10 protein-coding genes are annotated in these 14,427 nt (G+C 39.5%); 5 read left to right on the forward strand and 5 right to left on the reverse strand.

Translation table 11 applies throughout. From position 1 onward, the window contains the following. The 5 genes from mscL to RUH60_RS06480 all read left to right on the forward strand — a co-directional run. On the forward strand, positions 1-417 hold a 417-nt coding region (gene mscL / locus RUH60_RS06460; protein ID WP_313806584.1), incomplete at its 5' end, for a large conductance mechanosensitive channel protein MscL. Positions 418-567: 150 nt separating this feature from the next. Beyond that, a complete protein-coding gene (locus RUH60_RS06465) occupies positions 568-1,557 on the forward strand; it encodes an aspartate-semialdehyde dehydrogenase (protein WP_313806586.1) in 990 nt (329 codons plus the stop codon). A 138-nt stretch (positions 1,558-1,695) separates the two neighbouring features. After that, positions 1,696-1,986 (forward strand): hypothetical protein, encoded by a 291-nt coding sequence (locus tag RUH60_RS06470; RefSeq protein WP_313806588.1) that lies wholly within the window; start codon positions 1,696-1,698, stop codon positions 1,984-1,986. A 62-nt stretch (positions 1,987-2,048) separates the two neighbouring features. Then, positions 2,049-4,253 carry a TonB-dependent receptor domain-containing protein gene (locus RUH60_RS06475; protein WP_313806590.1) on the forward strand — a complete coding sequence of 735 codons (2,205 nt, stop codon included), beginning with the start codon at positions 2,049-2,051 and terminating at the stop codon, positions 4,251-4,253. A gap of 126 nt (positions 4,254-4,379) precedes the next feature. Continuing rightward, on the forward strand, positions 4,380-6,464 hold the full coding sequence (locus RUH60_RS06480; RefSeq protein WP_313806670.1) for a prolyl oligopeptidase family serine peptidase: 2,085 nt from the start codon (positions 4,380-4,382) through the stop codon (positions 6,462-6,464). Between the two features lie 68 nt (positions 6,465-6,532). Here RUH60_RS06480 and RUH60_RS06485 read toward each other — a convergent pair whose 3' ends face one another. The 5 genes from RUH60_RS06485 to RUH60_RS06505 all read right to left on the reverse strand — a co-directional run bounded on the left by RUH60_RS06485 (position 6,533) and on the right by RUH60_RS06505 (position 14,425). Then, positions 6,533-10,753 (reverse strand): T9SS sorting signal type C domain-containing protein, encoded by a 4,221-nt coding sequence (locus tag RUH60_RS06485; protein ID WP_313806592.1) that lies wholly within the window; start codon positions 10,751-10,753, stop codon positions 6,533-6,535. Between the two features lie 245 nt (positions 10,754-10,998). Then, positions 10,999-11,799, reverse strand: a complete 801-nt coding sequence (locus RUH60_RS06490; RefSeq protein WP_313806594.1) for a TIGR00266 family protein — start codon at positions 11,797-11,799, stop codon at positions 10,999-11,001. Between the two features lie 74 nt (positions 11,800-11,873). Next, positions 11,874-12,620, reverse strand: coding sequence for a monofunctional biosynthetic peptidoglycan transglycosylase (mtgA, locus tag RUH60_RS06495; protein WP_313806596.1), 747 nt, complete (start codon positions 12,618-12,620; stop codon positions 11,874-11,876). Beyond that, positions 12,620-13,732, reverse strand: coding sequence for an FAD-dependent oxidoreductase (locus tag RUH60_RS06500; protein WP_313806598.1), 1,113 nt, complete (start codon positions 13,730-13,732; stop codon positions 12,620-12,622). Before RUH60_RS06500 ends, mtgA begins: the two co-directional genes overlap by 1 nt. Positions 13,733-13,738: 6 nt before the next feature. After that, complete coding sequence (locus RUH60_RS06505) at positions 13,739-14,425, reverse strand: VTT domain-containing protein (RefSeq protein WP_313806600.1); 687 nt, start codon at positions 14,423-14,425, stop codon at positions 13,739-13,741. Positions 14,426-14,427 lie beyond the last annotated feature (2 nt).

Below are 14,427 nucleotides of genomic sequence, written 5' to 3' on the forward strand. Positions count from 1 at the left end.
ATTTCAGAATTTAAGGAATTTGCCATGAAAGGCAACTTAGTGGACATGGCAATTGCTTTCGTTATGGGAGGTGCTTTCGGTAAAGTAGTTACGGCTTTCGTGGAAAAAATGTTCGCTCCGATTGTAGGTTTGATTATGGGCGGTATCGACCTGAATGACAAGAAATTTGTCATCACAGAAGCGGCTGCCGAAGTAAAAGACGCTACAGGTGCTGTAACCACACCCGCGGTTGCCGAAGTAGCTATTCAATGGGGAGCTTTCTTAACAGCTTTAATCGATTTCATCATCGTAGCTTTCGTGATGTTCCTTATCATCAAAGCGATGAACAAAATGAAAAAACCTGAACCGGCTCCGGCACCAGCAGGACCAACTCAGGAAGAATTGTTAGGTGAAATCCGCGATTTACTTAAAAAATAATCCGCTACACAACATATTCTAACCTAAACCGTCCAAATGGGCGGTTTTTTTATTCAAAATTTTTTCTTGTGATTTTTTAACGTTAGCACTTTTTAACACACGATTTGTTTTAATTTTGCAACTCTAATTAACTAAAACACACTAAGTAAAATGAAAGTAGCAGTTGTAGGCGCTACCGGTATGGTAGGCGAAGTAATGCTTCAGGTTTTAACCGAAAGAAATTTTCCCGTAACCGAATTGATTCCTGTAGCCTCGGAGAAGTCTGTTGGAAAAGAAATCGAATTCAAAGGAAATAAGTTTAAGGTAGTAAGCATGCAGACCGCTATCGATATGAAACCCGAAATTGCTATTTTTTCAGCGGGTGGTGACACTTCGAAAGAATGGGCTCCAAAATTTGCAGAAGTAGGCACAACCGTAATCGACAATTCATCGGCCTGGAGAATGGATCCGACTAAAAAATTAGTGGTTCCGGAAATCAACGCTTCTACTTTAACCAAAGAAGATAAAATTATTGCCAATCCAAACTGTTCTACCATTCAGATGGTGATGGCTTTGGCGCCACTTCACAAAAAATACGACATCAAACGAATCATCGTTTCTACGTACCAATCCATTACCGGAACTGGTGTAAAAGCGGTTCGTCAATTGGAAAATGAATATGCTGGTGTTCAAGGCGATATGGCTTACAAATATCCAATCCACAGAAACGCGATTCCACAATGTGATGTTTTCGAAGAGAACGGCTACACCAAAGAAGAAATGAAATTGGTGCGCGAAACGCAAAAAATCCTTGAGGACAAAACTATCGCTGTAACGGCAACTGCTGTTCGTGTTCCGGTAGTTGGCGGACACAGTGAAGCGGTTAATGTGGAGTTTGAAAACGATTTTGAAGTAAGTGAAGTGCGTTCCATTCTACATAACACAAACGGAATTACCGTTCAAGACAATATTGATACGTTTACTTATCCGATGCCGTTGTATGCACAAGGGAAAAACGATGTTTTCGTGGGCCGAATCCGTCGCGACGAAAGCCAACCGAACACCCTAAACATGTGGATTGTAGCCGATAATTTAAGAAAAGGTGCTGCTACAAACGCGGTTCAGATTGGGGAATATTTAGTGGCAAATCAGTTGGTGTAAATCCAAATTACATTACAAACAAAATCCGTTTTTCTTAAAAAGTTGAACGGATTTTTTGTTTTTACTATCTTTGTCAAAATGTCGAAAAAACTGCAAAATATAAGCCTCTCGTTACTGATTAGCGTATTGTTCGCAATATTGTTTCAATCAGTGCACTCTTACGAGCATTTGGTTCAGCAGTTTACGGAAGAACATTGCGATCACAAATACGATTTTTCCCAAACCGAATTTACACACAGCCATCACGATTTCGACGACTGTTTTGTTTGTGAGTTTTCGTTCAGCAATTACATTCCGTTTGAGTTTTTCTCCTTTAACTTTCGTTCAGTCCACAACACGACTGAATCTATTTCCTTCTTTGTTGAAAGCCCGATTGTCTTTTCAGGCAGTTTCTTTTCACTTCGCGGACCGCCAGCTTTTATTGTCTAATTTTTTAAGGCCGACTTTCTTATCGGCGCCATTAATTGTACAATAAAGCAAACTAAAAAAACATGAAATTTCATATAACAGTCCTGCTTTTAGGACTATCCGTATTTGCTTTCGGGCAAAACAAACTTGTTGGTATCATAACTGATTCTCACAACACCCCTATTGAAAATGCAGCAGTGTCAATAACTGAATTGCATTTGGAAACTCAAACCGATGTCAACGGAAATTATACATTGAACAATCTTCCAAACGGCACATTTAAAGTAAGCGTTTCCTTTTTTGGGCACGAAAACAAAACAGTAACCGTAACGCTTTCCGAACAAAACACGACTTCAAATATTACACTTGAAGAAACGTCAACTCACATGGATGAACTGATTGTTTCAACAGTTTTCAACAAACTCCAGTCGCAGAATGTGATGAAAGTGGAGCACAAATCGATGAAGGAATTGCAACAAACTGGTTCGGCTACCTTAATTGAAGGGCTTGCCAAAATACCAGGCGTAGCTCAAATTTCTACTGGAACTTCTATTGGAAAACCTGTAATTCGAGGACTAAGTGGTAACCGAGTTTTAGTATACACCCAAGGTATTCGCATGGAAAACCAACAGTTTGGCGACGAACACGGTTTAGGCATGAGCGATGCCGGCGTGGAAAGTGTCGAAGTCATCAAAGGACCAGCTTCTTTATTATATGGTTCTGATGCTTTGGGCGGCGTGCTGTATTTCAACCCAGAGAAATTTGCAAAACCAAATACTTTTTCGGGTAATTTCAATCAAAAACTCTTTTCGAATACGGAAGGCAGTAATTCCTCTTTCGGAATAAAAACTTCTTCTGACAACTGGAAATTCTTAACACGAGCCAGTTATTCCACTCATGCGGATTACAAGATTCCTTCCGGTGAAAAAATTACCAACACGCGTTTTATTGAGAAAGATTATAAAATTGGAATTGGATATTCCGGCATTACGTATCAAACCGATTTCCGTTACAATTACAACAATCTGAACATCGGTTTACCAGAAGAAGATATTGAAAATTCTGGATTCAGAACACCGTTGTATCCGAAACAGGATATCGACAACCACATGCTAAGCTGGCATCAGAAGTATTTCTTCAAAAATTCTAAACTCGAAGCCGATTTAGGGTATACGTACAACAACCGCAAAGAATTGGAAGCAGAAGACGAAGTTGCACTTCACATGAAACTGAAAACTGCGAGTTACAATTTGAAATATTATCTGCCGAAATTCGGAAATCTGGAAACTATTATCGGAGTTCAGGGGCTTCATCAAACCAATACCAACAATGGTGAAGAAATGTTAATTCCAGACGCGACCACTAATGACATCGGTTTTTTGGCGACTTCAATATACGAGTGGAAACAGCATACGTTTCAGGCCGGAATTCGCTATGACAACCGTAAAATTACAACAGAAACTCACGGTACTTTTGGAGAAGAAGGTTATTTTCAAGCAATTGACAAAAGCTTTGACAGTTTCAACACTTCGTTGGGTTACAAAACCAAACTTCGCGACAATTTGACCATGCGACTTAACCTAGCAACCGGTTTCCGTGCTCCGAATTTAGCGGAATTGACTTCTAATGGTGTTCACGAAGGCAGTAATCGTTACGAGATCGGGAATGCAGATTTGAAAAACGAACAGAATTTCCAAACCGATTTAAATCTGGAATACGGCAACGCCCACTTCGAATTTTTCGTAAACGGATTTTACAATCATGTAAACAATTATATTTTCATTGCGCCCAACGGTTCGACAATCGATGGTAATGATGTGTTTGATTACCTTCAGGACAATGCGGCTCTATATGGCGGTGAAGTTGGAATTCACCTGCACCCGCATCCTTTGGATTGGCTGCATTTCGTGAGCAGTTTTGAAACGGTAACCGGCAAAAAAGACAATGGCGATTATCTGCCTTTGATTCCGGCGAACAAATTTTCAAATACGTTACGCACTGAATTTGAGCTGAAAAACTGGCTACAAAAAGCGTATGCTTCCGTAAATGTGGATTATGTTTTCAATCAGAACAATAGCAGTACTTTCGAAACCAAATCGTTGGATTACACTTTAGTCGGCTTAGGGTTTGGCGGAACTATGGCTATCGGAAAAACAAAATTTGATGTAAATCTGACGGCTAATAATCTGTTAGACAAAACCTATATTTCGCATTTGTCCCGCTTAAAATCGGATGGTATTCCAAACATCGGGAGAAACATTTCATTAGGCGTCAATTTTAATTTTTAACACTGAAAAGCTATCCGTTTGGATAGCTTTTTCTTCTTTAAACATCAGATTCTTTATATTTGTTAGACTAATAAACCACACATGAAAAATACAATCATCGCTGCGGCTGTAATCTGCAGTTTTACTATGAATGCACAAACACCGAAAACTTCCGGCAAAATCAAATATCCGGAAACTAAAAAAATTGAACATACCGATACTTATTTCGATACCAAAGTAAACGATCCGTATCGTTGGTTGGAAGACGACCGTTCTGCGGAAACCGGTGCTTGGGTAAAAGCACAAAACGAAGTAACTTATGGCTATTTAAAACAGATTCCATTCCGTGAGGCAATCAAAACCCGTATGGAAAAACTATGGAATTATGAAAAAATCGGCGCTCCGTTTAAAGAAGGCGATTATACCTATTACTACAAAAATAACGGCTTACAAAACCAATCCGTTTTGTACCGAAAAGACAAAGCTGGCAAAGAAGAGATTTTCTTAGATCCGAATACGTTTTCAAAAGACGGAACAACTTCCTTAGGTGGCTTGGATTTCTCTAAGGACGGAAAAAAAGTAGCCTACGCAATTTCAGAAGGCGGAAGTGATTGGCGCAAAGTCATCATCATGGACGCGGTTTCCAAGAAAATTTTAGAGGACACTTTGGTGGATGTGAAATTCAGCGGTGTTTCCTGGAAAGGCAACGACGGTTTCTACTATTCCAGCTATGACAAACCCAAAGGAAGCGAATTGTCTGCTAAAACCGATCAGCACAAATTGTATTTCCACAAATTGGGAACCAAACAAAAAGAAGACAAAGTTATCTTCGGATTAGACCAAAAAAGACGCTATGTAGGCGGTGGTGTTACGGAAGACGACCGCTATTTAATCATCAGCGCATCGACTTCAACCTACGGAAACGAATTATATATCAAAGATTTATCTGTAGCAAACAGCCCAATCGTTCCGATTGTGGACAACTTCAACAATTCTAGTTACGTAATTGAAAACGAAGGTTCAAAATTATTCATCGTAACCGACTGGAACGCGCCGAACAAGCAAGTTATGACGGTAGATGCTACCAATCCGAAGCAGGAAAACTGGAAAACCTTCATCGCTGAAACCGAAAACGTTCTTTCGCCCTCTACCGGAAGCGGGTATTTCTTTGCCAATTATATGAAAGATGCTGTTTCATTAGTAAAACAATACGATTACAACGGAAAATTAATTCGTGAAATTGCTTTACCAGGCGTTGGTTCTGCCGGAGGATTCGGTGGTAAAAAAGAAGAAAAGACCTTGTATTATTCCTTTACCAATTACATCACCCCAGGAACTATTTACGCTTTTGAACCAAAAGCCGGAACGTCAACAATTTATGAAAAACCGAAAGTAGATTTCAAATCGGAAAATTACGAATCGAAACAAGTTTTCTATACGTCCAAAGACGGCACCAAAATTCCGATGATTATCACGCATAAAAAAGGCTTGAAACTGAATGGGAAAAACCCAACAATGTTGTACGGTTACGGCGGTTTCAATGTAAGTTTGACGCCAAGTTTCAGCATTGCCAACGCGATTTGGATGGAAAACGGTGGTGTTTATGCCGTTCCGAATTTACGTGGTGGTGGCGAATACGGTAAAAAATGGCACGATGCGGGAACCAAACTTCAGAAGCAAAATGTCTTTGATGATTTTATCGCTGCAGCAGAATATTTGATTGCTAACAACTACACTTCGAAAGACTTCTTAGCGATTCGCGGAGGTTCCAACGGAGGCTTATTGGTTGGTGCTACGATGACACAACGTCCTGATTTGATGAAAGTCGCTTTGCCAGCGGTTGGCGTTATGGACATGTTGCGTTACCATACCTTTACCGCAGGAGCAGGCTGGGCGTACGACTACGGAACGGCTGAGGATTCTAAAGAAATGTTCAACTACCTGAAAGGGTATTCTCCGGTTCACAACATTAAAAACAATGTTCAATATCCGGCAACAATGGTAACTACCGGTGATCATGACGACCGCGTGGTTCCGGCGCACAGTTTCAAATTTGCAGCAGAATTACAGTCGAAACAAACCGGAAACAATCCTGCTTTAATTCGAATTGATATTAATGCTGGGCACGGAGCTGGAAAATCTGTAGCGGCTACCATTCAGGAAAATGTGGATATTCAAGCGTTTACGTTCTACAATATGGGAATTACGAAATTGCCTGTTGTGAAAAAATAATAAAAATCATTTCCATAAAAAAAGCGACCAAATTATTGGTCGCTTTTTTTATCATCAACATTCAATGCTTAAAAAATCACTTTTTTGGTTACAATCGCACCGTTCTCTAATGTAATCTTAAGAATTAAACTTGAATTTGTTGGTTTAAGATTAGTAATCACAAACTCATTGGTCTTAACATTATTATGTGTTACCAATTGTCTTCCTTGCACATCAAAAACACTAACGGATTTAATGACTTCTATTGTAGATTTTACAACTATATCATTTTCTGTATAGGCAAATACCGATTGTTCTAACACCGTAAAATCAACATCTCTTAAAGTATTTTGCAGATAACGTAAAACAAAACGATTGTCGAAATTCCCCGAATCAGAAGTAAAGCTATAAGCCTGACTCTTAAGATCATGAGTAATGCCTAACAACTTATCTTCAAGATAAATAGTCTGATTTGCAAACGAAGCGTCGATATGGTCAATTCCGATAGTATAAGAGCCCTGTGATGTAGCGTTATAGCCAAGCGGAACCACATCCTCTTGATTAAATGGCCATGGTCTGCTTTGAATGGTTAATTTCTTATCCTGAATCAATGAATAAAACTTCACTGCATTTCCTGCTAAGGCCTGACCGTCAAAACCACGATCCCAACCCAAAGTTTGTCCTTGCACATAACCTACCAAAATTTGGCTGAAACCTCCGTTATTGTTTGACAAGTTAAGCCATACTCGTTGTTTGGATAAGTTCTGAGCATCAAAATTATTTGCATCAACTCCTGAAGCTTGTCTGTAGAAAACATTGTTGTTATTAAACACGCGCATGCTGTTCTCAAATGTGACATTATCCGTTGTACCATCTGCTTTGCTATCATCGGCACTCACAAAGAACGATTGTCCGGATGCTATATAAGTTGTTGGTGTAACTCCGCCTGTCGCTGCCGTGGTAACAGCTCCAGCTGAGTTCACTGTTGCGTAATCACTAATGGTATAATTATAGGTATAGTTCCCGTAAAAAGGATCTAAAGTAGCATCTGACGGTACTGTATTATGTGTCCACAAATAAATAGTACCATCTATAACCGGTACGTTACTAGGGTGATTCAAGAAACTAACAATATCTACCGCAGATGGATATGGATTCCCAATTAAATTCCACTCATCGTCTGCATCGGTAATAATTGTTGTATTACCAGGCACTGTTTGTCCGATATTGGCATCCGTTCCTTTAGAAATCGGCATGGCTATCGTTCCGTTGTTAGGGGTTCCCGTAAAGGTTGTTGTAAAAGTTTGTTTGGTTCCGGTAGTTGGAAAACTACTAGGTGCGCGTGCAATAACTCCATAGGTTGGATTCATAGACGCTGCTGCACTCATTTGAATCCATTTTCCATTTCCTCCCGCTATTGTTGGTGAATAGCGATAAATAAGATTGGTTCCGGATGTTAAATTACCCACCGCAAAAGCAGAAGTAAGTGTGATTGGAGAATTCCAATATGTATAGTCCAAACGATACATCGGCTCCGATTCCCTAATAATATGAGCAACACCTGTATTGCTAACATCGTTAGTCTGAATTAAACTCGCTGAATCTTCAATGACCAAATCTCCTCCAGTATTAATCGCTACTTCATCTACTACATATAAATTATTATCCGTATTAACTGTTAAAGCAGCATTATCGTGAATAGTAACATTATAAGCATTGCCTTCGTAAGCCGAACCACTAATAATCGGGTCATTAGGTGTAACCGGAATCACAACACAATCTGCCGTAGTTGGAACACCCACAGGAGTCCAGTTGTTCGGGTTTTCCCAATTCACACTTTGGGATCCATTCCATTCCTTTCCTCCTGATACCGTTACCGTTGTTTCAGCTGTTTTCTTTAAAGTACTTCCGTTACATAAAGTATAAGTTACTTCAGCAGTATAAGTTGTTGTTGCTGTCGGACAAACATTGATAACATCTGCCGTTCCAATAACTGATCCTGAAGTTCCTGAACCTTCATACCATTTCAATGACGTAATGGATGAACCTGATGGAACAAAACGCCACGCTTCATTGATAACCGTCCAGTTGGCATCCAATCCATTTCTTCCCGGAGCCGTAACCGATTGTGTAGCCGTTGCATTTTGTACGCCTACAATAGCGTTTCCACCATTCCAAGGGGCACCTCCGTCAATTCGCTTTTCTCTGATGTAAACTTCAATTACATTGGTATTTTCATATAATACCATCATACCGGTATACAATATCGAGTTATCGTAATACATCGGAACATTATACCAAGAAGCAACTAAGGCTCTACAACCGGTATCTAAAGTAATTAGCTCCCAACCTACTTCCCCTCCTTTGCTAGGATCAATATCGTGATATACCCCGTAGATAGAATTTGGAAAAAGAGCTCCGCTAGAACTTGGTAAATTATTACTAAATGCATATCCTGAAGAAGTACTTGCATTAGCTCCATTGAATGATAAAATACCATTTGAGCCAATTATACAAGAATTATAATTGTTTCCGTAAAAACAAAAATTAAACGGCAAATTGACTAACGGAGACCAAACATCATCAACATTAACACTCACTGGGTTTTGCAAACATCCGAATTGATACGGAGGATTATAAGGTATAGCTTCGACATTATAATTTGTTGACTGCCCTAATTGTAAATAATTGGCCTGAAGATCTACACAATTAGAAGCCGAGTAACAGTAAATTGGATCTGGATTAGAACCACTATACCCATACCCTCCTGCTATTACTGATGGACATCCTAAGGATGTTGTTCCTAAACCTGAACCAGCAGTACAAACTTCTGGAGATGTAACACATATTCCAAAGGTACCATTGTTATTGTTTCCACTCTCCCAAATTCTTATATACAACGTTGAACCTGGAGTTAATCCAGAGCGGGTTATCATTGGCATGGCACCGTTCTGACTGTCATCATCATCACACTCTAGTAAAGTTAATGCTCCACAGTTGCCAGAATATAAAGCCATTCCTCCGTCGGTTAAAACACCAGTCTGAGTATTCACACGGATAGATCCGTTAGCAGGTACTGTGATAGAAAACCAAACATCTCCACCAGAATAATCAGCGCAACCAGGTGCAGTCACTCCGGCTGTATTGGTAGCTCCTGAATTGGAATAAGATGTATAAGAACAAAACTCATCTACAGATAGATTAATAGCATTACACGGATTATCATTCATAATTGGCGTAGTAACACAGATACTGAAATTTCCTTGTCCAGATCCGTTACCGGCACTATGAACGCGAACGTAATAGGTGTCTCCGACTGTAAGTCCTGTCAAAGTGGTTGTTTCAGCATTGAAACCATTCGTTCCGTTTATACAACCTAAATTCACAAGTCCGGTACAATTGCCACTAAATGTCTGAAAAATAATATTAGACAACGAATTCGGGGTTGTAACCGTTATTGTTTGTGTACTATTAATGGCTTCAAATTTGTACCAAACATCATCATCTGCGTAACCCGCACAACCTACCATCGATTGTGTAGCTCCTAACGTTGTTCCCGTAACAGCTGTTGCGCAACTCGGAGACATACTCGATGTAATAGCAATCGCAGAAGAACAATTGTCATTTACAGGTGCAGGAGGTACAGATGAAATCACAGAAATATTGTCAATAGCCGCAGGTGGATCTCCAGTAAAAGAGCCATTATTCACCCATTCAAAAACCAACCGAAATGTAGTACCCGCATAACTAGAAGGCAACGATATGGTTCCTGAATTAGTCCATAATGGCTGTCCATCGTAAAAATTTAGCCCTTGCAGCAAATTAACTCCAGAAGCATTAATAACTGTTCCATAAGTTGGGTTGTAAGTAGTAGGTACAGTCCAGACACGCAATCTATCATTACCGTTTCCTTCCCCATAATTAATCCAATCAAAATTTAACGTAATCAAAGTTTGCCCAGCCGGTACCGTAATATTGCGATACAGGTGAGACACTCGAGTAGTAAACAAATTAGTGGTATAGGTATGTGGCGGAGGGGTTGCAGAAGCATTATCTGTAACATACGCCGCCCTTGTTCCGGAAAAACCGGCAGTTGCTCCAGTATTACAAACCCATTGATTTTGAGTTGAAGACCCCGTTGTTACAGTCCATCCATTGGCAGCAAAACTGGTTCCTGCTTCAAATCCTCCGTTTCCTGTTGGAGAAATAAGTGTTGTTTGCGAAATACACAGATTTGCAAACAACACCATAAGTAAAGAATACCATATTTTGAATTCCCATAAATTGGGCCCTCTTTGCTTTAGTGACAAACAAAAAAGTTCTGTTTTCACTGGTTGTAAGTAAGTTTTTTTCACGTTTGATAATTTGGGATTATACTTTTCTTTTTGAAATAAATTCAACGTGAAAATAACAATTCATTAAATTACTTAACGAAAAACCCTACAAAAAAAACTTTTTTACAACAAAACCAATGAAATTATAACAATACTTTCTTTACAATATACAGAGAAAACACAAAAAAGAAATTCAATCGTGAATTACAAACAAAATGTTATTAAAATCGATTATCTCCGTCTAACATTCTGCCTAATCCGCCTAACAAACTTCCTTCTTCTCTACCGCTTCCGCCGGCTTGTGGTGCTGAAGCAATGATGCGATCGGCTAATCGGCTGAAAGGTAGCGATTGAATGTACACAACACCCGGTCCACGTAAGGTTGCATAGAACAAACCTTCTCCACCAAAAACTGAGTTCTTAATTCCGCCAATGAATTCGATATCGTAATCTACATCTTTGGTAAAGCCAACAATACAACCTGTATCTACTTTCAATACTTCGCCGGCTTGCAATTCTTTACGAGCCAACGTTCCTCCGGAGTGAACAAAAGCCATCCCATCACCTTCTATTTTTTGCATGATGAAGCCTTCCCCACCAAACAAACCGCGACCTAATTTTCGGGAAAATTCAATTCCTACGGCAACGCCTTTGGCTGCGCATAAAAACGAATCTTTCTGGCAAATAAACTTCCCTTGGTATTTTGTCAAATCAATTGCTACAATTTTTCCGGGATAAGGTGAGGCAAAGGACACTTTTCGCTTTCCGCCATCTTGGTTGATGTAAGCGGTCATAAATAAACTTTCTCCGGTAAGAACTCGTTTTCCTGCAGTCATCAATTTTCCTAAGAAACCTTGCTGTTGTCCGGAACCGTCACCAAAAATGGTCTCCATTTTGATACCGTTATCCATCATCATGAAGCTTCCGGCTTCGGCAATAACCACTTCCTGCGGATCCAATTCGATTTCTACATACTGCATTTCTTCACCATAAATATGGTAATCAATTTCATGTGCTGTCATTTTTTAAAGTTTTTTGATTGTTCTTTATTAAACGAAAAGAATCGTAAAAAGTTACAAAAAGAAATGCGTTTTTACTAATATTCAATCTTTCCGACATAACGCATCACGCGGACGATTTTGTCTTTGCGACGACTGGTGTAAGAAGAAGAATTCGAAGCTTTAAATTTTCTAGGATTGGGCAAAATAGCAGCAATTCCGGCGGCTTCGTATTTGGTTAAATCTTTGGCGTCTTTTTTATACCAATATTCTGAGGCTGCTTGCGCTCCGTAAACGCCGTTACCCATTTCAATGCTGTTCAGATAGACTTCCATAATCCGTTCTTTGCCCCAAATCAGTTCGATTAAAACGGTGAAATAGGCTTCTAATCCTTTTCTTAGGTAACTTCGTCCTTGCCAAAGAAAAACGTTCTTTGCAGTCTGTTGGGAAATAGTGCTTCCGCCTTTGAGTTTTTTACCTTTCTGATTGCCGTCATAGGCTTTGGCCATCGCCTGAAAATCAAAACCGTTGTGTTTTAGAAAGTTACCATCTTCACTGGCGATAACCGCTTTTTGAAGGTTTACCGAGATATCTTCCAATGGAACCCAATCGTGATTCAGATAGACTTCTTTTTTATCGGCTGTATTTTCAATCGCCCGAATAGCCATTAATGGCGTAAACGGAACTGGCACAAACTTGAACAAAACCACAAAAAAGATGGACAATCCAAAACCCCACAAAAATAATTTGAATAAGAAAAAAAAGACTCTTCCCATAAAACTTCTGTTTTGGGTTTTCGACTTCGCTCTCGAATTTGTTTTCTTTACGGGTTTCTTTGTTGCCATTATACTAAATCTGCTAATTCCTGTCCTACCAAACTACCGATAGCCACACCCATTCCGCCTAAACGAACACCGCAATACACATTGGAACTCATTTGTTCAACGATTGGTTTTTTGTGAGCTCCTAAGCCCATGATGCCACTCCAACGGTGGGCAATTTTGTAATCAGTATTGGGTAATATTACTTCTTTCAATAACGAATCTAATCGATTCTGAATTTTTTCTGTCAAGCCGAATGCTGTAGTCGTTTCACCCTCAAAGTCAAGATTTCGTCCGCCGCCAAACAAAATTCGGTTTTCGATGTTTCGGAAATAATAATAACCGCCATCAATGTGAAACGTACCCTTAATATCTAAATTTGGAATCGGCTCGGTGATTAAAACCTGTGCTCTGGCCGGACGTACTTCATTACTCGTCAATTTTCCGGCAAAACCGTTGGTCGCAAACAAAACCTTTTTGGAATTGAACACAAAATCGTTGGTCTTAATTGAAACTCCATTCTCGAAATCCTGAAATTCCGTTACATCTTGCTGGTTCAGAATCAGAATGCTGTTTGCATGCGCTTCTTTCAATAACGCCTGCATCATGTTGCCGGTATCGATTTGGCCTTCAAACGGATTGAAAATCAAATATTCGTGTATGCCTTTAAAATCAAAGCGATCGACTTCTTTAGTAAAAACATCAGTTTTGAAAAGGGATTTTAAAATATCGTTGACGAAAGGCAATTTCTGCAAACATTCGGAATAAGTGCTTTCGTCTTCTTTCAGAAACAGTTCGTAACCGCCATATGGTTTGAAATCAATTACCGAATCTCCTAAACGTTTTCTCAATAACTGCAAACCATTCCAACGTTTTTGAATGAGTTGAATGACGTCTTCTTCGGAATAATTTCGCAAATCTTCGATGATTTCTGAAAGGCTACCAAAACAGGCAAATCCTGCATTTTTAGTACTTGCGCCTTCCGGCAACGCGCCTTTTTCCAACACCAAAATTTTGCTTTCCGGAAAACGCTCCCGCAATCGCAACGCAGTATGCAGCCCGACAATACCGCTTCCTACGACGGTAAAGTCTACATTTGAAAACCAGTTTTTAAGTTCCCAATAGCTTACATTCATACGCGATTATTTACGAGCTTTCAGTTTGTTTTTTAAGGAATTGATAAGGATTGGCGCAGTCGAAATCAGAATAATTCCCACAACAATCAATTCGATGTATTTTTTTAAGTCAATCTGATGATTGTCTAACAAGTAACGATACAAATAATGCCCCGAGAAAATCAGGGTAAACGACCAAAGAAACGAACTCACGATGTTGTAAAACATGAACTTCTTTTTCTCCATCTGCACGATTCCGGCTACAATTGGCGCAAAAGTTCTGATAATAGGAAGAAAACGAGCAAAAATGATGGCTCTTCCTCCGTGTTTTTCAAAAAACAAACGCGATTGAATTAAATACTTTTTCTTATACCAGAAATTATCTTCTTTGGAATACAAAAAGTGGCCGCTTTTCGCCCCGAACCAGTAGCCAAAAATGTTTCCGATAATTCCCGAAACGGCTACTAATGTTGACAAAACCGCTACATTGGTAAATTCGCTTTCGATGATAAACAGTTCTTTCATCAAAGTTTCACTGTAAATTCCGGAAAGGAACAACAAGCTGTCACCCGGTAAAAAGAAACCGGCGAACAAACCCGTTTCAGCAAAAACGATGAACAAGACCACATAAATACCGATGTGGTGTCCGGCAATCTCCAGGTTAATATAAAACTCCGGATTCAATAATTGGGTCCAGTGAAATTCTTCTTTCATTT

It is taken from the genome of Flavobacterium sp., assembly GCF_032153895.1.
Lineage (GTDB): Bacteria > Bacteroidota > Bacteroidia > Flavobacteriales > Flavobacteriaceae > Flavobacterium.